The organism is Salinibaculum rarum, from assembly GCF_030505615.1.
Classification (GTDB): Archaea; Halobacteriota; Halobacteria; order Halobacteriales; family Haloarculaceae; genus Salinibaculum; species Salinibaculum rarum.
In genome coordinates, this window is record NZ_CP129992.1 from 1,419,822 (window position 1) to 1,439,302 (window position 19,481).

Here is a 19,481-nt window from a genome sequence, read left to right on the forward strand (position 1 = left end):
TCTTAAGGATAGGGGGTCGCTGAGCGAGTCGGCTACACCACTCGGTCGGCAAGCCCCGCGGCGAGAAGTTTCGCCGCCAACTCCTCACCGTCGACGACGGTCACGTCGAGTTCCTCGGCACGCGTCCGGGCGCCGCCAGTGAGGGTACCCGTGGTTACCAGTGTCGCCCGGTCGGCTCCCTGGCTGCTGTCCCGGGTCGTCGCACACTGCCGGACGACCGTCGGACCGACTGGCTCCCCGTCGGGCCGGTGGACGGTCCACAACAGCAGTCGCTCGTCTTCGCCATCCCGCTCCCGCATGGCGAGGATGTCGTACACCGTCTCTGTCGCCGCGGAGAAGACGGTCGTCGACCAGCCATCCTCCGCCCAGAGCGTTGCGACCAGTTCGGTCAGTGTCTCCTCGTCTCTGTCCGCGAGTCCCTCTCGGATAGTCGCTGGCGTGGCGTCTGTCGCCGGCTGGGTCGGCTCCTCGTCGCCGGCTGTCGGTTCGACGTACGACGTGCGGTTTACGACCGGCTCGGGGGTGCGTTCTGGCGCTGTCCGTTCGCTCGCTGTTGGGTCTTCGACGGTGTCCTCACTTTCCGGGGCGTCGCCGTGGCGACGGATGGCCGGCGTGGCGTTGTCAGCCTCGCTCACCTGGTCTGACGGCTGGCTCGCCGCCGCCCCTGTGTCGGCGGGCTCTCCGGTATCGACCGCTCGGATGGCTGGCTTGCGCTGGTCCGGCCCGTCCAGGTGGTCTGCGACGGCTGCGACCGAGAGCGTCGTCTCGTCGGGGTCTATCGATGGGACAGTCCCGCCGTGCTGGCGTTTCTCGAGTGCGTCCAGGTGGGCCTCGATGTCACCGGTCCGTTCTGGCGCGAGTTCGTCGGCGATTTCTCGCGCCCGCTCGAAGTGGTCTCTGGCCTGTTCGTAGGCCTGTTTTGCCGCCGGCCGTCGGTCGTTTCTCGCGATTCTGTCGCCCGCAGCGACCCACTTTTCGCCCGCCTCGATGCGTGCCTCGATTGCGTTGGTGGTGGCCTCGCTGGCCCGTTCTCTGGCACGTTCGCGCTCGATGAGAAATCCGCGCTCTCGCTCGCCCCAGTCGAGCGTGACGGCCTCCCGGTAACAGGCCAGTGCTGTCTCCCATTCGGTGGCGGCCTCGTCGGGGTCTTCGGCCTCCAGGGCGGCCGTCCGGGCGGCCTCCGCGTCGGCCGTCGGCGCGACCCGTAGCACTTCCTGCTCTTTGATTAGGCCCTTCAGCCGCGACTGCAACGTCTCGTCTGCGGGCTCGGTCCCTGCCGTTTCGAGCGCGCGCTCGTACTCTGTGGCTCCCTGTCGGTACTCCGCTGCAGCCCGCTCGAAGTCGTGGTCTGTCTTCCAGGCCTCCTGTGCGGCGGCGTGGTGGCGTGCGCCCTTCGCCGCGGCAATCTCCCGTTTCAGCCGCTGGTAGCTATCGAGCAGGTCGCTGAGTCGCGATTCGAGCATCTCGGCTGCACCCTCACCGACCGACGAAATCCGCTCGCGCGCGACCGAGACGTGTTGCGGGACGTCCGCAAGCGAGTTTCGTGCGTCGACGAACTTGCCCGCAGCGAGCAGTTCACGCCCCGTCTCGACGCTGTTGCTGGCCTCGTCGACGAGTCGGCTGGCGTTGGCCCAGGTCTGTGCCGTGCCGTCGACGAACGCGACCACCTCGGAGACGTCCCCCCGGCAGGCGAACCGATACTGGTCGCCGTCCACGGTTTCGAGAGTCAGCACGCTCTTGAGAAAGCCACTGCTCTCGGTCCGCGCTTCGACGATTTCGTCGTACGCGACGGCCTCGACGTGGTCGCCGCTGCTGTGTCCGATAAGAAAGAGCGCGCGGCAGTCGGTGACGATGGCGAGTGCCTGGTAGTCGCCGTCGGGGCGCTGTGTCCGCTCGTCGTCGTCCTCGGTGATTCGCACTCCCGCTTTCTTGTTCCGAAGGGCGTACTGTGGCTGTTCTGCCTCGCTCAGATGCGCCGCTGGCGGCTCCCCGGCGAGATACTGCGTCCCGAACACGCCACCCGACGTGCTGGTCACCAGTTCGTCGGTCCTGCCGTCCTCGTCTCTCAGATTTCGTATTCGGTCCATGGCCCCTCGTTGGCTTGCAATCTGTTCGCTCCCAGCAGCCCTAAATACTTCGGCCATTCCGGCCGAGTATTTATATCCGAACCCGCGGGCACCACGGCGTGATGGGTCTGAGACCACATCTGGTCGGTGAGTGCCGTGGCTGAGCGCGCGCTGCTCGCTCGCGAACGGTCCGACGGGAGCTACGCGGCCGCAACCTCACGCTGGGGTGGCACCGACCGAACGCTGGCCGCCGTCTGCTCTGGCACACCCCCGACCGCCGTCCCCGACCACTCCTGGGAACCGCGGGGAAACTGGCCTGACTTTCTGTCGGTCGGCGCCTCGCTGGACCCACTCACGACCGAACTTCTCTATCGCGTCACCGACGACGAAACCACACCCTTCCTGTCGCTGTGGTTCGGGTTGCCGCTCGCGTCGGCGAGTGTCAATCCGGCCGTCGGCGCGCTCGTCGCCGTCGATTCGTTGCCCGACGCTCGCGGGCTCCGTCGCTGGTTTCGCCGGGTGAAAGGCAGTCTCGCCGATGCGGTGAGTGCGGGAACTGTCCCCGCAGCCACCGCCCCACTGGTCCTCGTGGCTGCCGTCACCGGTCTCACCGGTCGTGAACGCTATCTGGTGGCTCCTGACGCGGCCGAGCCTTTATATACGAACGCGGGACCAGACGGCCCGTGACCTGATAGTTGCCGCGGCGTGTTTCGCGGGAGTGTGGCACGCCACGCCGCGACCCCACTACCAACTGTGTCACCTGCTTGCCCCCTCCTTACTTCCCGCAGTAGTGGTGTTTTAGTGTCCAGACGGTCTACGCCGGGGCGTGACAGACGGTCCCCAGACGGTCAAGCGACCAGATCCGGCACAGGCCAAAGCGCTGGTCACCGACGGTATCGAGAGCGACGCCGTCGTGACCCTGTTTGGTCGCTGTACCGTCGATTACGACGGCCGGGCGGCCAGCACGCTCGGGCCCGGTGACAGGCTGGTCGTCCTCAAACCCGACGGGACGACGCTGGTCCACACCGACGAGGGACAGCAGCCGGTCAACTGGCAACCGCCCGGCTGTACCCACGAGGTCCGCGTCGACGACGACCAACTCGTCCTTCGGAGCGAGCGCTCCACGCCAGCAGAGTTGCTCGTCGTCCGCTTTGACTCACTCGACCACGCGGGCGCCTTCGCCGGAACAGACCCCAGTGACCTCGACCTCGTGGGAACAGAGGCAGACCTCAAAGACCGAATTCTCGAAGACCCGACGCTCGTCGAGTCCGGATTCGAACCTCGTGCGACCGAGCGCGAGACGCCCGCCGGTGCTGTCGACATCTACGGCGAGGATGCTGACGGCAAAGCTGTCGTCGTCGAACTCAAGCGTCGGCGGGTCGGACCCGACGCAGTCGGGCAACTCACCCGCTACGTCGACGCCCTGGAGCGGGACCTCCACGCCGAGACGGACGTGCGCGGTATCCTCGTCGCGCCGTCGGTGACCGACCGCGCCCGACGGTTGCTGGCCGAGCGTGGATTGGAGTTTGTCTCGCTCGAACCGGCCGCAGAGTCCACTCGCTGAGGCGACCCCGTTATTTTCCGGTGGCCGATTCTAGCTGTGCCGCGAGCGCTGCCACCGCGTCGCCTGCCGCGTCCAGTTCCTCGGCTGTCAGTCGGGTAAACGGCACTTCGAACACCACTCGGTCGGCCTGGACCGTGAACGTTCCCGGCGTCTCGACGGCCAACAGTGCGTCTTTGACCGTTTCAGTCAGGAGCACGGAGATGTTCCCCTCCGCGCCGGTGAAGACGAACCGCTCGTCGAGGTCGTCGACCCCGGTCGTCACTCCAGTCCTGTCCGCGAGTTCGCGGTCGACGATACGGACTGTGAACGAAGCGTCGACACCCTCGACGGCCGCGCGGACCTGGATGTGTTCGGGTGCCAGCAGACTGTCTACGTCCGTCGCTACTGTGACGGACTGTCCGCGGATTATCCGCTGGAGGTCGGCGGTGTGCCCGCTCGGCCCGGGGTCGAACGATGACGCGGCGACCATCGCCCTCCAGTGGCGACGCTCACTGAGACCGATCGCGACCAGTCCGGCTACCCAGCAGACACCGGCACCACCGACAGCAATCACTGTCGGAACGACGTCGACTACTACGAGGGCGACGGTGACACCAGCGACGAGAACCGTCCAGATGGCCTGCAATGTCTTCGGTCTCGTGTACCGCCGCCGGTCTGTCATTGTCGATGTCGTCGCCGCCGGGGACAAAAAGTCCCCCTACTCGTCTATCGACCGCTTGAGCTCGGCGAGTGTGTTCAGTGCCTCCAGTGGCGTCATCGTCGCCACGTCGGCGTCGGCGAGCGTTTCCCGAACGTCCGCTGGGGGTGCCGTCGTCGCTTCGTGTCCGTGGTCGGTGATACGCTCAGCGACCGACTTGTCGTCGTCGTGGCCGTCCGTCCGGGCTTCGTCGGCGATCGACCGGGCCTCCGCTTCGTCGAGCAGTTCACGCGCCCGACCGACGACACTCCCGGGAACGCCAGCGGTCGAGGCAACCTCGACACCGTAGGATGCCGCTGCCGCCCCGCGTTCGACGGCGTGGTCGAACACGACCGTGCCGTCCTCGTGGTGTGTCCGGAAGTGGAGGTTGAAGACGCCGGTGAGGGCGTCGGCGACGGTCGTCAGGTCGTGGTGGTGTGTCGCAAACAGCGTCAGTGCCCCGACCTCGTCGTGGATGTGTTCAGTGACTGCCTGGGCGATAGCGAGCCCGTCGGCGGTGCTGGTCCCTCGTCCCACCTCGTCGAGCAAGACCAGCGAGTGCTCGGTCGCGTGGTCTAGGATGTCCGCGAGTTCGGTCATCTCGACCATGAACGTCGAGCGGCCGCCGGCGATGTCGTCGCTCGCGCCGACACGGGTGAACACCCGGTCGAGTAGTTCGAGTCGCGCTTCGCTCGCGGGCACGAAACTACCGGCCTGGGCGAGAATCGCAATCAGTGCCACCTGGCGCATGTAGGTCGACTTCCCGCTCATGTTGGGGCCGGTGATGACCGCAAAGCGCTCTGTGGCGTCGAGGTGGGCGTCGTTGGGGACGAACGACTCCTCGGTCCGTTCGACGACGGGGTGGCGACCGTCCTGGACGTGGAATCCGTCGACATCGGGACCATCCTCGCTTTCGGGGTCGGCAACGACCGGACGGGTGTACCCGTACTCGGCGGCCACCGTGGCAAACGAGACCAGCACGTCCAGGTCCGCGAGTGCGTCTGCGAGGGCCTGTACGCGCTCGGATTCTTCACCGACTGTCGCACGGACATCGGTGAAGATGTCGTATTCGAGTTCGTCGGCCCGGCGCTCGGCGCTGAGGATCTCGTCTTCGCGCTCCTTGAGCGCCGGCGTGTAGTACCGTTCGGCGTTTTTGAGCGTCTGCCGGCGCTCGTAGTCGTCGGGCACGCTGTCGAGGTTGGCGTCGGTGACCTCGATGTAGTAGCCGTGGACGGAGTTGTGCCCGACTTTCAGCGATTCGATACCGGTGCGCTCGCGTTCGCTGGCCTCCAGGTCGTCTATCCACGCTTTTCCGTCGCGCTCGGTCTCCCGAAGGTCGGAAAGCCGCTCGTCGTAGGACGGCTGGACGATGTCACCCTCGGTAATCTCGCGGGCAGGGTCGGATTTGATGGCCTCACCGATGAGCGAGCGAACGTCCGCGAGCGGGTCGAGCCGGTCGGCAAGCGACTGGAGTTTCTCGCAGTCGGCGTCGATCAGTTCGTCCCGGAGGTCGGGGACCACGTCGAGCGTCTCCTTTAGCGACCGGAGGTCGCGGGCGTTCGCCCGGCCACGCGCGATGCGGGAGATAAGTCGCTCGATGTCGTAGACGTCTCGCAGTCGCTCGTGGAGCCGTTCACGAGTCTGGACTGCGCCGCGGAGTTCGCCGACAGCGTCGTGACGGGCGGCGATGCGGTCGCCTTCGACGAGCGGGCGGCGCAGCCAGTCGGTCAACTGTCGCCGGCCCAGTGCCGAGGCCGTCTCGTCGACGATGTCGACAAGCGTGACGCCCTCGCGGCCGTGGACGGCCCGGCGCTCGAACAGTTCGAGGCTCTCGAGTGCGACTGCGTCCAGTAGCATGTACTCGCGAGGGTCGTACCGCGTGAGGTGGTTCAGATACTCGAGCCGTTCGTTCTCGCCGCTCCGTGCGTACTCGGCGTACGCGAGCAGGGCACCGCAGGCCCGCACCTCGTCGTCTGTTGCCAGCAGCCGTTCGGGCGCGCCGAAGTACTCGGCGAGCGTCTCACGTGCCTGCTGTGGTCCGAAGACGCCCTCCTCGAACGGGCTGACGACACAGGAGTCAGGCAAGATGGCGGCGTCGGCGTCGGGGCCGACGATTGCCTCGGCGGGGTCGAACCGGCTCAGTTCGTCGGCGACGGTCGAGGGGTCGCGGTCGCTGGTCGCGTAGAAATCACCGGTCGATACGTCCAGGACGGCGAGTGCGTGCTCGTCTCCACTGGCGACGGCCGCGACGTAGTTGTTGTCGGCACTATCGAGCAGTTCGTCCTCGGTGAGCGTCCCTGGCGTGACGATGCGGGTGACTGCGCGGTCGACGACGCCAGTGGTCTCTGCCGGGTCTTGGACCTGGTCGGCGACGGCGACGCGATAACCGGCATCGAGCAGTCGCTCGATGTAGGATTCGGCGTTGTCGATGGGAATACCGGCCATCGCGTACTGGCCGGTCGAATCTTCGCGCTTGGTGAGCGTAATCTCACAGAGGCGCGCGACCTGCTCGGCGGCGTCACAGAACGCTTCGTAGAAGTCGCCGACCTGGAAGAGTACGAGCGCCTCGTCGTACTGGTCACAGAGCTCGAAGTACTGGGCCATCATGGGCGTGAGGTCCTCGCGCCGCTCGGCCATCTTCGTGGGTGGACCCAGTGCCGCGTCCATGGATACCCGGCAGAGTGCCGAGGGGAAATAGCTTTCAGTTGTGGGTCACTCGAGGTCCGCGCCGGCAAACCGGAGATAGCCGATAGCGACGGGGACGACGACCCACGCGGCGAGCAACAGGAAGACAAACCAGTCCTGCACGAAGAAGGCCTGGCCGCTGATGTCGGCCACCTGGGAAGACCCGCCGGCTGACTCCGCGAGCCGTGGCCGGACGAGCCTGTTGAACAGGCGACTGTACGCCTGTGACGGGGAGATGAACCGTAGCAGGTCAATAATTTCCGGGTCGAGTGTCGTATCGAATCCCAGGTCGGCGATGAAGTTGATCGCCTGCATCAGGCCGCCCCAGAGACCGGTCGCAAACAGGATGACGACGCCGACAGTGGGTGCCATCGCCCGCGTGCGCGTGGTTGACACCGACGAGATTCCGACGGCGAGACCGACGAACGCGAGTCCGAGGAGACCGGTCAGTCCCATCGTCAGCAGGAAGGAGCCGGCGGGGAACCCGTCGTACAGCAGGAGACTCGGTATCAACGCTACGACGAAGGCGACGACGACTGCCCCGAGCACGACGGCTGCACGGCCGAGGAACTTCCCGAGAACGACGTCACGCCGGGAGGGGGGAAGGCTGAGCAGGATGTTCATCTGCCCCGATTCGCGCTCGCCGGCGATGGCGAGATACGACGCGATGACTGCGGTAAGCGGGACGAAAATGCTTGCGACGGGAGTAATAATCGTGACGACGAATTCGCCGGGGATGTTGTTGTCCAGCAGTCCCGGAACGACGGTGAGCAACAGAATCAGCGCCAGGAAGACGCCGACGACGCCCCACAGCATATACGAACGCCGGGAGTTCTCGAAGTCGTACTTGGCGACGGTGAGCGCACGGTTCATGGTGACACCTCCGGCTGTTCTCCCTGGTTTGTGTAGGTGGCAAACAGCTCTTCCAGCGAGGCTTCGCTGGTCTCGATGTCCTCGATGCGCGCGCCGGCCTCACGGACGCGGTCGATGACGGTAATCTTGGCACTGGGGTCGGTAATCGACGCCTGGATTGCCGTGCTCTGAGTGGTGATATTCGAGACGCCGGGGACATCGGAGAAGTCGACGGAGGGGACGGTGTCGACAGTGAGCGTGAGCGTCGACCCGGAGCCGACCTCTTCGCGAAGGCCGTCGATGGTGTCGACGGCGACCAGTTGTCCGTCCGCGAGGATGCCCACGCGGTCACAGACGGCCTGGACCTGTTCGAGGATGTGACTCGAGAAGAAAACCGTCGCGCCACGCTCGGCGTGTTCTTCGACGATTTCCCGCATCTCGCGTGCGCCGTTGGGGTCGAGCCCGTTGGTCGGTTCGTCGAGGATGAGCAACTCGGGGTCGCCGGCGATGGCCATCCCGAGTGCCAGTCGCTGGCGCATTCCCTGAGAGTAATCGCCGGCTTTCCGGTCGGCGTCGTCAGGGTCGAGTCCTACCCGGTCGATGATGGCGTCGGGGTCGTCGCTGGCCCCTTTCAGTTCGATGGCCATCTCGATGTGGCTGCGGCCACTCAGACGTGGGTAGAGGTCGTATCCCTCGGGGAGGACGCCGATTTGCTGGCGTATCGTCGTCGTCTCTGCCTGGGCGTCGTGGCCCAGTACCTGTGCACTGCCGCTGGTCGGCCGGATAAAATCGAGCAACATGTTGATAGTCGTCGACTTCCCGGCGCCGTTCGGACCGAGAAAGCCGAAGACTTCGCCGTCCTCGACCGTGAGGTCGAGGCCGTCGACGGCATAGAGCGTCCGACCGAATTGTTTCGTGAGGTCTTCTGTCTCGATAGCTGTCATTTCGGGGACCTTGCACCAGGTTCGTGAGACTCCCCGAAAGATAACAGTACTGGTGGCAGTGTCGGCTCGCGGTTCACCGAAACGTACCGGGGGTGACCGACGCTACGCGCTCACGTCGACTGTGTGGTCGGACTGGAGCCACGCCGTCTCTTCGTTTCGGTCGTAGATGACCAACTGGCCGTCTTCCGTCTCGATGGCTGCGTACGCCGCTTTCTCGTCCGTGTCGGTCTCAGATTTCATCGGTTTCTCGGGCCGTGTCAGCCCGTTAGTGGAACGTAGGGCCTGTAAAGTGAATAAATGTTTCGAGAGTGTGCGTATATTGTGGGAAACCGCATTGTTTTGGTGCGGCTAGAATACAAACTCGTCTACTTCGTGCCAATCGCTGTCGGTATTTAATCCGGCCTCACGTACTCCTGCAGCCGCGAGGCAGGTGACATTACCTCTTTGTATGAGCCACTGATAGCACCCGGTATGACTCGAACTGAGGCTCCCGTGACGCCGCCGGTCGTGCTGACAATCGCTGGCAGCGACTCCGGTGGCGGTGCTGGCATCCAGGCAGACCTCAAGACCATCGAGGCCGGCGGTGCCTTCGGCACGAGCGCCATCACGAGCGTCACCGCACAGAACACGACCGGCGTCGAGAGCACGCATGTCCTTCCGACCGACGAGATAGCTGCCCAGTGTGGGGCCGTCCGCTCGGACTTCGACGTGGCCGCCATCAAGACCGGCATGCTTGCGACCAGTGACGTCATCGACATCGCCACTGACGCCGTTCGGAACAGCGACGCGCCCGCCGTCGTGGACCCGGTGATGGTCGCCTCCTCGGGTGACCGCCTGCTCGAACCGGCGGCCGAGGCCGCCTACGAGGACCTGATTGCCGAATCGACGCTGGTGACGCCAAACGCAGACGAGGCCGAGGTGCTGACTGACATCGAGGTGACCGACAGCGCCCGCGCACAGCAGGCCGCCGAGCAACTTGTCGAGATGGGTGCCGACGCCGCGCTCGTCAAGGGCGGGCACGTCCCTGGCGACGATATCGTCGACGTCCTCGCCACCGGAGACAGCATCGAGACGGTGCGTCACACGCGCGTCGATACCGAGGCCACTCACGGCTCGGGCTGTACGCTCTCCGCGGCGATTGCGACCCGGCTGGCTCACGGCGACGACCTCACGGTGGCTGTCCGGACTGGCATCGACCTCCTCGCGCGCGCGGTCCGATACAATCTCGACGTGGGCGAGGGCCCCGGCGCAGTCCATCACATGGTTGCCGCCCGTGACCAGGCAGAACGGGACCCGACCGCCGAGCGCGTCGCGGAGGTCGTCCGGCAGTTTGTCCGCCGTGACGTGTCCCGACTCGTTCCCGAGGTGGGCCTGAACGTCGTCGGCGCGACGCCCTACGCGGAGGTTCCCACCGAGTGTGCGGCTGTCGAGGGGCGTATCACGCGCACGCTCGACGGCGTGGCGGCAAACCGGGGCGTGCGCTTTGGCGCGTCGACGAACGTCGCCCGATTCCTGCTCGCCGCCCGCGAGTTCGACTCGGACCTCCGGTTTGCGGTCAACTGTCGCGTCGACGACGAAATCGAGGCAGCACTCGACGCTCTCGATGGCACGGTCGCCGAGTACGACCCGGCAAACCGTCCGCCAGAAGCCGAGGGGCAGACCGTCGAGTGGGCCGCGACACAGGCGTTCGAGGCGAGCGACACGACGCCAGTCGCTATCGCCGGGCGTGCCGGCGTGGGGTGGGAACCGACCGTCGTCGTGCTGGCGCCCGACTCCGCGACGCTCGCCGACCGGACGATAGGGTTACTCGATGCGGTGACCGACGAGGAGTAGCGCCGCGAGCGCAACGAGTGTCCCGACGACGCCGAAGCCGGGACCGCTCTCACCGCTGTCTGTCGACTCGCCGGCTCCGTCCGTGGCGATCGGCGCCTCCTCGACGGTCACCGTGACCGAACTCGCTCCAGCGGTGAAGGTCGTCGTCCCCGATTCGGTGAGGCGCGCGGTCGCTGTTACCGTGGTCACCTCACCGCCGTCGAGAGCGACGCGGCGGTCGGCGAATGGGGTCCCGTCCTGTTCGAGCGTGATGGTCCCATCCGCCGGGACGTCGCCGTCGTTGCGAACGTCGACGCGCACACTGACGTTCTCACCGACCGTGGCTGTCGTTTTGTTCGTGGAGACGGCGCGTACAGTCGCAGTTCCCGGCTCGACGACCCGGACGGTGAGCGTCTCGGGCCCGACCGAGAGCTGGTACTCCCCGGGCGCGGTGAACGTCCGCTCGACGGTCTCGGTCGCACTCGCACCACCGCGAAGCGTCCCCTGGAGCGTCGCAATCGCTTCCCCGTCGAGCGTCACGGGCTGGCTGTACGACCCCTCGACGCCGCCCACGTTGGTGACGTTGATGTCGGCGACGAGTGTCTCCGTTGTGACCAGCGGTTCGGCACCGAGCGTCCGGTTTCGGTAGGGGCCACGGACCCGGAGACCGTCGCTTCCGGCCGGCGACAGCGCGTAGGTGAACCGCGCCGGGAGCGGCGCGAACGCTGTTTCGTGGGTGTCCTGTGACCACACGGACGGCTTCTCCGTGGTTTCGGTGTACTGGCGTGCCGACCGCTGGGGACCGGCTCCCCCCACTGCGTTCACAGCGTCGAGCAGGTCGGACTGACTGACCGCAGTCGACTGTTGGTTGAATCGCCGGAAGACATCCTCAAACTGCCCGCTTCGGTCCGTTGCCAGTCGAAGTTGCCGATCCAGCTCGCCCGTGACGAGCGCACCAGTGTAGTAGTTGGCCCCGGTTCCGGTCCACGTCGAGACGTCCGAAAGGACGACATCCGAGAACTGTCGGTAGGTGCCCCGCGAGAGGTACGCCCGAAAGTCGTCGAACTCGATGCGGCCCTGTTCGAGCGTCATCAGTCCGGCGTAGTACTCGGCGCTGGCTTCGGTGACCCATCTGGTCTCGGTCGTCGTCTCGAAGTCCTGTCTGGTGTGGACGTACTCGTGAACCCAGACGTTGTTCGGCTCGTCGACCGGCTCGTCGGCCACGGCGTAGAAGGTGCGGTCGCCGCTCTGGAGCCCCCGCACGCTCCAGGGTATCGTCTCCGGCGCGGCGAACATCAGCACCTGTCGGTCGCGGTCTCCCATGCGGAGCCTCCCCGAGGCGTCGGTGACGGTCCCGAAGACAGCCCCTCGCCCTGGCGAGAGTGTCGCCGCCTCGGGCACGACCAATCGAAACTGCTGGTCGTGTGCCGACCGCGTGTACTCCGCGTACGGACCGAGGTAGACCATCGACTGGCCGACGACGCCATCGCCGGCGGTGGTGTTGGTTCGCACAACGGCCGGCTCGCTGTCCCGATACCGCAGCGAGAAATTCGGCCCCCGTTCGGCTTCGATGAGCGCCCAGTCGCCGGTGTCGACGAACAGGTACTCGCCGTCGGACCCGATAGGGCCGCTCACGCTTTCCCTGGTCTCGTTGACCGCCGTCGTGTACGTCAGCGTCGGTGTCGTTGTCGACTGGTCGTCGCGCTTCCAGACGTATCCGTCGTCGGTTTTCTCGAACCCGTTTTTGCGTGGGTTCGTCGCGTCGGCCGGGAGCCGAGTGCTGATTTCGCCGACGTTGTCCGGAATCGTGAACTGCCACTGGATGTCGACCCGCCCTGGCTGGCCGGGCGTCAGCCGATACTCCTGTTCGACGGTGATTGTGTTGGTCTGGGCTGGCGTGGTTCCGACCGCACCGCCGGTGTCGGCCGCTGTGGCGTCAGTTGTCGCGTTTCGTACTCGTTCGCTGTCGTCGGCCATCGATGCGTTCCCCGTTGTGTCGCCGGCCTCGGCTGTCGCCCCGGCGACACCGACAACCAGAAGCGAAAGTGCAACGAGGAAAAGCACCGCCAGCTGACCCGTCCCTCGACCCATTGGCACAGTTTGTCGGTGCTGTAGGAAAAGGCTTCAGGCCGCCGGGTGGGTGGTGTGCGGTACGCTCTCGACGCGGTACAGCGGTCACTTGCCGGGGGAATTTCACACGGGAACAGTGTGATAGCCGGATTACTGGTCAATTCATTCCGTGGGGCTGCGAAGTACTGATTTAGTTGTTGTTTTACTCAACTAACGCTTTGGCGTGGATGTCTAATCTATCATCTTATAGCGGAAAAGCCACTCCGGGTGTACTATACCGGAACGTATAATAGTCGCCTGGAAATTTAATTGAACAATGGCTCAATCGACGGCGCGTCTGGAGCGATACCTCGAAGACGAACTCGGGGAGTGTCGAAGCGAGGATGTCGACAGGCGACTGGACGAACTCGGGGCGATGGAGGCGGCGCTCGGTTCGGACCGGGTCGAGGCGGAACTGGACGTCCTGTCGGCGCTAGCAAACGAGACGCGGTTGACGCTCGTCCGCGCACTCGTGGCTGCGGGGGATGAACTGTGCGTCTGTGAACTCGACGCACTCGTCGACGTAAGCGAGAGCGCAATCAGCCACGCGCTCTCGACACTGACCGAGGCCGGGCTGGTCTCGGGGCGCAAGGACGGCCGCTGGAAGAAGTATCGCGCGACCAACCGTGCCATCGCGCTGGTGACCGTTCTCGATGGAGGCATCGACGATGAGTAACGTCGCCCACGAGCACGGTCCGGAGTGTGAGTGTGAGAGCTGTGGTGACCCGCGGTCGATGGACTTTCTCGACAAGTACCTCACCGTCTGGATTTTCGGCGCGATGGCCGTCGGCGTCGGACTCGGCTTCGTCGCACCGTCGGTGACGACGCCGATTCAGGACCTCCACCTCGTCGAAATCGGGCTGATTCTGATGATGTACCCGCCGCTGGCGAAGGCCGACTACTCGCAACTCCCGACGGTGTTCAGCAACTGGCGCGTGCTCGGACTGAGCCTGATACAGAACTGGCTCATCGGACCGACGCTGATGTTCGGGCTGGCAGTCGTCTTCTTCAGCGGGCTCGTCCCCGGCTTGCCGGCCAGGCCGGAGTATTTCCTCGGGCTCATCTTTATCGGGATGGCCCGCTGTATCGCGATGGTGCTGGTCTGGAACGAACTCGCGGAGGGGTCGACGGAGTACGTCACCGGACTGGTCGCGTTCAACAGCCTCTTTCAGATTATCACCTACGGCGTGTACGTCTGGTTTTTCGCGCTCTTTCTCCCGCCGCTGCTGGGCATGGAGTCGCTCGTCGCCGGCATCACCACCTTCGACATCACGCCGATGCAGGTGGTCGAGGCCATCGTCATCTTCCTCGGGATTCCCTTTGCTGGCGGCTTTCTGACCCGCTACGCCGGCACTCGCGTCAAAAGCGAAACCTGGTACGACGAGCAGTTCGTCCCGAAAATCGACCCGCTGACGCTCGTCGCGCTTCTCTTTACCGTTATCGTGATGTTCGCGACGCAGGGTGAGAACATCGTCGCCGCGCCCGCGGACGTGTTGCTCATCGCCATCCCGCTGACCATCTACTTCGTCGTGATGTTCTTCGTCAGCTTCGGGATGGGGAAAGGCATCGGTGCCGACTACTCGACGACAACGGCGATCGGCTTCACCGCCGCCTCGAACAACTTCGAACTGGCAATCGCCGTCGCCGTCGCGGTCTTCGGTGTCGGCTCCGGCGTCGCCTTTGCGACCGTCGTCGGCCCGCTCATCGAAGTGCCGGTCCTGCTGGCGCTGGTCAACGTCGCCCTGTACTTCCAGCGGAAGTTCGACTGGACCGGGGCGACGACCGGCAGTCTCGAGCAGACGGTAGACTCCACGACTGACGACGACTGACGAAATCACAGCCATGACTCACTCCACAGACTCCGACGACCCGATTCGCATCGCCTTCATGTGCGTCCAGAACGCCGGCCGCTCGCAGATGTCGACGGCCTTCGCCGAACGTGAGCGCGACCGCCGCGGCCTCGACGGTCGCGTCGAGATTCTGACCGGTGGGACAGACCCCGCCGACAGCGTCCACGAGGAAGTCGTCGACGTAATGGACGAAGAGGGATTCGACCTCTCGGAGCGCCGGCCACGCGAGATTACACTCGATGACCTCCGGTCGTGTGACTACGTCGCGACGATGGGCTGTTCGACGCTCGACGTCGGCGACGTCGGCGACTCCGTCGACGTGCGCGACTGGGCGCTGCCCGACCCAGACGGGCAGGAGATGGACCGCGTCCGCGAGATTCGCGACGAAATCGAGGGTCGCGTCACGGCGCTGTTCGACGAACTCGCCGAGTCTGACGTGTAGCCCCCCAGCGGTCCACGGCGGACCCACAGCGTTTTAATCGGCGACGCACCCACAGAGGAGTATGACTGCCGAGGGTATCGTCGGGGAGTTTTTCTCGCTCAAAGAGGGGACCGACGCCGACCTGCTTGCGATGCAGTGCGGTGACTTCTACGAGTTCTTCGGGGAAGACGCGGAGACGGTCGCCGACGAACTCGATTTGAAGGTGTCCCAGAAGTCCTCGCACGGGTCGTCGTATCCGATGGCGGGGGTGCCACTCGACGAACTCACGCCGTACGTCTCCGCGCTGGTCGAGCGTGGCTACCGCGTCGCCGTCGCCGACCAGTACGAGACCGACGACGGCCACGCCCGCGAGATTACCCGCGTCGTCTCACCAGGAACCCTGCTGGAGACGACTGACGCCGAGGCACAGTACCTCGCGGCCGTCGTCCGCGACAGCGAGACGACCTACGGCATCGCCTTCGCCGACGTGACGACGGGACAGTTTCACGTCACGGAACTGTCGGGGGAGGACGCCCGCGACCGATTGCTGTCGGAACTCTACCGGTTCGCACCCGTCGAGATTCTGCCCGGCCCCGACGTACGCGGTGACGACGCCCTGCTGAACCGCCTGCGCGACCGGACCGACGCATTGCTGACGCTGCACACCACCGAAGCCTTCGCTCCCGGTCGCGCCCGACACCGCGTGCGCGAGCAGTTCGGCCGCGAGACGCTCGAGAGCGTGGGCGTCGCCGAACAGGAGGCCGCGGTTCGCGCGGCCGGTGGAATTCTCTCCTACGTCGAGGAGACCGGCGCGGGCGTGCTGGCGTCGATGACGCGATTGCAGGCCCACGGCGGCGGCAACCACGTCGAACTCGACGCGACGACACAGCGAAACCTCGAACTGACCGAGACGATGCAGGGCGACCGCTCGGGGTCGCTCGTCGACACTATCGACCGCACCGTCACCAGCGCGGGGTCGCGCCTGCTGACCGAGTGGCTCCAGCGGCCGCTGCAGGCACGTGGCGAGTTAGAGCGTCGTCAGTCTGCCGTCGCCGCGCTCACCGAGGCGGCGATGGCCCGCGAGCAGTTGCGCGAGTTGCTCGACGGCGCCTACGACCTCGAACGACTCGCCGCCCGCGCCACGTCGGGGAGTGCCGACGCACGCGACTTGCGGGCCGCCCAGTCGACGCTCGCGCTCCTCCCGGAACTGGCCGAACTGGTCGACGAGACCGCGCGCTTTGCCGACAGCGCGCTGGCCGACATCGTCTCCCGGCCGGACCACGACGCCGTCGCCGACCTCGCTGAAGAACTGGACGTCGCACTCGTCGAGGACCCGCCGGGGACAATCACGCAGGGCGACATCATCAGTCGGGGATACGACGACGAACTCGACGACCTCATCGAGCGTCACGAAGCGGCCCTGGAGTGGCTGGACACACTCCCCGAACGCGAAAAGGAGCGGACCGGCATCACTCACCTCTCTGTGGACCGCAACAAGACCGACGGCTACTACATCCAGGTCGGTAAGAGCGAGACCGACGCCGTCCCCGAGGAATACGAGCAAATCAAGACGCTGAAAAACTCTGAACGGTACACGATTCCGGAACTGGACGAGCGCGAACGGGAGGTGTTGCGCCTCGAAGAGCAGCGCCACGACCTCGAACGGGAACTGTTCGAGCGCGTGCGCGAGCGGGTGGCCGCGGACGCAGAACTGCTCCAGGACGTCGGCCGTGCGCTCGCCCGCACGGACGCGCTGGCGAGTCTCGCGTCGCACGCGGTCCGCAACGACTGGACCCGTCCGGAACTCACAGATGGGCAGGCCCTCGACATTGAGGCCGGCCGCCACCCCGTCGTCGAACAGACCACCGACTTCGTGCCAAACGACCTCCGGATGGGCGACGAGCGGCAGTTCTGTATCGTCACCGGCCCCAACATGAGCGGGAAATCGACCTACATGCGCCAGGCGGCACTCATTACACTGCTGGCACAGGTGGGTAGCTTCGTGCCCGCGCGCTCGGCTCGCATCGGGCTGGTCGATGGCATCTACACCCGCGTCGGCGCGCTGGACGAACTCGCCCAGGGCCGTTCGACGTTCATGGTCGAGATGCAGGAACTCTCGAATATCCTCCACTCTGCCACCGACGAGTCGCTGGTCATCCTCGACGAAGTCGGCCGTGGCACCGCGACCTACGACGGTATCTCGATTGCCTGGGCGGCCACCGAGTACCTGCACAACACCGTCCGCGCGAAGACGCTCTTTGCGACTCACTACCACGAACTCACGACGCTCGCGGACCACCTCGAACGGGTCCACAACCTCCACGTCGCTGTCGACGGCGAACCCGACAACGCGGCGTCAGACGGTGACGTGACCTTCCTCCGGACGGTCAGGGACGGGCCGACCGACCGCTCCTACGGCATCCACGTCGCCGACCTCGCCGGCGTCCCCGAACCCGTCGTCGACCGCTCACGGGATGTGCTCGACCGGCTCCGTGAAGAGAAGGCAATCGAGGCGAAAGGCGGCGATAGCGAGCCAGTCCAGGCAGTCTTCGACCTCTCTGCCGGAAAATTCCAGACCGACGAAACCGACGCCGAGAGCGCGGCCGCCGACGGCGGTGCCGAAAGCGACCCCGTCACAGCGCAGTTCGGCGAGGATGCCGAGGAGGTACTGGCGGCCGTCGCGGAACTCGAGGTCGACGAGACACCACCCGTCGAACTGATGGCGAAAGTCCAGGAGTGGCAAGAGCGGCTGACGGATTGATATTGACTGCTATCTGTCAATTGCGGAGTGGCTGCACGCGGACGGTCGTCCCGGAGCAGGCAAGCAGTCGTGTGAATTGACGACGGACCCACATACGTTAAACCGACTCCCAGCGATACCTGCTGGTATGACCCGCGCTGGCGGGACCTGTTCGCACTCGATACCCGTCGACGGCGACACCTACAGAGCGAGTGACTTCCCGGCCGAGAGTCTCGACGATGGCGTGTGGCACTGTCCGCACGACGCCGATGGGGAGGAAAAGTGTATTTTCCACCGGCCAAGCGAGCAGACAGACGACGCCACAGTCGTCGAGGCGTTCGCCGCTGCCGTCGATGACACTGACGGGGACGGCCCGCTCGCTCGGCGACGCCGACGGGAGTTTGTCGGTGCACAGTTCGGGACCTTCGAGTGGCCGGACCGCCTGGAGGGTGTCCTCGACGGGGTCGACGGGCCGCTCTATCTCAGCCACGCCGACTTCGCCGGCACTGTTTCCTTCGCGGACGCGACCATCGAACACGACCTGCGATTCAACGGCGCGACCTTCGAGGACGGGGCGGACTTCTCGGGAGTGGTCGTCCGTGCAGACGTCAGGTTTGGCGGGGTGACGTTTCGCGACGACGTAACCTTCGACCGCTCCACCTTCGAGATGGAGGTCCGGGCTGGCGGAATCTCCTTCGAGGGCGAGGCCGACTTCTACCGGGCGACGTTCCTGGCGGACCTGAACCTCAAGTACGCGACTTTCGAGGGGCCGGCGACGTTCTGGAAGGCGACTATCGCGGCAGTGGTCCGGTTCAACGGTGCCACGTTTTGCACCCTCGACGACGACTGGCACGCACTGCAGGAACTCGACCTCACGAACGCAAACTTCACCGACGCGACGCTGCGAGACGTGAATCTGGAAGCAAGCGAACTGGGCAAGGCGAAACTGTTCGGCACGGACCTGCGCGGGACACGACTCCACGGCACGGTGCTCACGGACGCACGCATCGACGACCGGACCCAGTTTCTGGGGGTGCCGGACGCGTCGCCGTTCTCGGTCCGCTCGCTGTTTCGCTTCTGGGACACACGCCGGTGCGTCTACGACCCGCGGTACGGCGGCCAGCCCGTCGGTGACGGTGAGGCGGACATGCGAACGCGGGCAAAGAGCACCTACCGAACCATCGAGACCGTCGCGCGGTCGGCCTCTCGGCCCGAACTCCAGTCCGTCTGTTTCGTCAACCGGCAGGACATTCATCGCCGGACACACCGCGACAACCTCTTTGGACCACTGCCCGGGACCGACACCAGCGACGGTCCCCAGCGAGCCAACATCGCCGGCCTGGGCACACGATTCGTCTACCGGTCGCTGAAACTGTTCCAGTGGCTCCGCTCGGAACTGTCGCGCTGGACGCTCCTGTACGGCGAGAGTCCCTGGCGTGTCATCGCGACCGGAGTGACTATCGTTCTCGCGTTCGCGCTGCTGTATCCACTCGGTGGACTGCAACCGATTCGTGGTGCCCCGGTCACGTACGGCGCTATCCTCGACCAGCCGAGTCTGCTTCTCGACAGTATCTATTTTAGCACGCTGACGTTTACGACCCTCGGGATGGGCGACTTCCAGCCCGTCGGTGTCGCCCGGTTGCTCATGACTCTCCAGACCTCTATCGGGGCCATCCTGATAGCACTGCTCGTGTTCGTGTTCGGCCGTCGGGCAGTCCGCTGAGGGCGGCCGGCCGAGCGCACACTCGCGTCCGGGACCACC

At 65.5% G+C, this 19,481-nt stretch carries 15 protein-coding genes; 8 read left to right on the top strand and 7 right to left on the bottom strand.

Annotation, left to right across the window (positions count from 1 at the left end; all coding sequences use genetic code 11):
• Nucleotides 1-32: 32 nt before the first annotated feature.
• Nucleotides 33-2,087, bottom strand: coding sequence for a restriction endonuclease (locus QYL91_RS07655; protein WP_302082784.1), 2,055 nt, complete (start codon nucleotides 2,085-2,087; stop codon nucleotides 33-35).
• Nucleotides 2,088-2,222: 135 nt separating this feature from the next.
• Here QYL91_RS07655 and QYL91_RS07660 point away from each other — a divergent pair, with 135 nt between their 5' ends.
• Nucleotides 2,223-2,753 (top strand): hypothetical protein, encoded by a 531-nt coding sequence (locus tag QYL91_RS07660; protein ID WP_302082785.1) that lies wholly within the window; start codon nucleotides 2,223-2,225, stop codon nucleotides 2,751-2,753.
• Between the two features lie 139 nt (nucleotides 2,754-2,892).
• On the top strand, nucleotides 2,893-3,630 hold the full coding sequence (gene nucS, locus QYL91_RS07665; RefSeq protein WP_302082786.1) for an endonuclease NucS: 738 nt from the start codon (nucleotides 2,893-2,895) through the stop codon (nucleotides 3,628-3,630).
• Between the two features lie 10 nt (nucleotides 3,631-3,640).
• Here the strand turns inward: nucS and QYL91_RS07670 are convergent, their stop codons facing one another.
• From QYL91_RS07670 to QYL91_RS07690, 5 genes are all read right to left on the bottom strand, one after another.
• A complete protein-coding gene (locus QYL91_RS07670; protein WP_302082787.1) occupies nucleotides 3,641-4,291 on the bottom strand; it encodes a hypothetical protein in 651 nt (216 codons plus the stop codon).
• Nucleotides 4,292-4,327: 36 nt separating this feature from the next.
• Nucleotides 4,328-6,973 (bottom strand): DNA mismatch repair protein MutS, encoded by a 2,646-nt coding sequence (gene mutS / locus QYL91_RS07675; RefSeq protein ID WP_302082788.1) that lies wholly within the window; start codon nucleotides 6,971-6,973, stop codon nucleotides 4,328-4,330.
• Nucleotides 6,974-7,018: 45 nt separating this feature from the next.
• Complete coding sequence (locus tag QYL91_RS07680) at nucleotides 7,019-7,864, bottom strand: ABC transporter permease subunit (protein ID WP_302082789.1); 846 nt, start codon at nucleotides 7,862-7,864, stop codon at nucleotides 7,019-7,021.
• Nucleotides 7,861-8,787, bottom strand: coding sequence for an ABC transporter ATP-binding protein (locus QYL91_RS07685; RefSeq protein ID WP_302082790.1), 927 nt, complete (start codon nucleotides 8,785-8,787; stop codon nucleotides 7,861-7,863). The genes QYL91_RS07680 and QYL91_RS07685 overlap by 4 nt, the downstream gene beginning before the upstream one ends.
• 102 nt (nucleotides 8,788-8,889) lie before the next feature.
• Nucleotides 8,890-9,027 (bottom strand): DUF7331 family protein, encoded by a 138-nt coding sequence (locus QYL91_RS07690; RefSeq protein WP_302082791.1) that lies wholly within the window; start codon nucleotides 9,025-9,027, stop codon nucleotides 8,890-8,892.
• Between the two features lie 231 nt (nucleotides 9,028-9,258).
• Here QYL91_RS07690 and thiD point away from each other — a divergent pair, with 231 nt between their 5' ends.
• On the top strand, nucleotides 9,259-10,620 hold the full coding sequence (gene thiD / locus QYL91_RS07695) for a bifunctional hydroxymethylpyrimidine kinase/phosphomethylpyrimidine kinase (RefSeq protein ID WP_302082792.1): 1,362 nt from the start codon (nucleotides 9,259-9,261) through the stop codon (nucleotides 10,618-10,620).
• Here thiD and QYL91_RS07700 read toward each other — a convergent pair.
• Entirely contained in the window at nucleotides 10,591-12,690 is a 2,100-nt protein-coding gene (locus QYL91_RS07700; RefSeq protein ID WP_302082793.1) for a PGF-CTERM sorting domain-containing protein, read from the bottom strand. The two genes, thiD and QYL91_RS07700, sit on opposite strands and share 30 nt — an antisense overlap.
• A gap of 295 nt (nucleotides 12,691-12,985) precedes the next feature.
• Between QYL91_RS07700 and QYL91_RS07705 the strand changes: the two genes are divergently transcribed.
• From QYL91_RS07705 to QYL91_RS07725, 5 genes are all read left to right on the top strand, one after another.
• Entirely contained in the window at nucleotides 12,986-13,384 is a 399-nt protein-coding gene (locus QYL91_RS07705; protein WP_302082794.1) for an ArsR/SmtB family transcription factor, read from the top strand.
• On the top strand, nucleotides 13,377-14,537 hold the full coding sequence (arsB, locus tag QYL91_RS07710) for an ACR3 family arsenite efflux transporter (protein ID WP_302082845.1): 1,161 nt from the start codon (nucleotides 13,377-13,379) through the stop codon (nucleotides 14,535-14,537). The genes QYL91_RS07705 and arsB overlap by 8 nt, the downstream gene beginning before the upstream one ends.
• A gap of 13 nt (nucleotides 14,538-14,550) precedes the next feature.
• A complete protein-coding gene (locus QYL91_RS07715; protein WP_302082795.1) occupies nucleotides 14,551-15,000 on the top strand; it encodes a low molecular weight phosphatase family protein in 450 nt (149 codons plus the stop codon).
• 61 nt (nucleotides 15,001-15,061) lie between these two features.
• The gene (mutS, locus tag QYL91_RS07720; protein ID WP_302082796.1) at nucleotides 15,062-17,740 is read left to right on the top strand and encodes a DNA mismatch repair protein MutS; all 2,679 of its coding nucleotides are present in this window, start codon (nucleotides 15,062-15,064) and stop codon (nucleotides 17,738-17,740) included.
• A gap of 127 nt (nucleotides 17,741-17,867) precedes the next feature.
• Nucleotides 17,868-19,442, top strand: coding sequence for a pentapeptide repeat-containing protein (locus tag QYL91_RS07725; RefSeq protein WP_302082797.1), 1,575 nt, complete (start codon nucleotides 17,868-17,870; stop codon nucleotides 19,440-19,442).
• The last annotated feature ends 39 nt before the right edge of the window (nucleotides 19,443-19,481 follow it).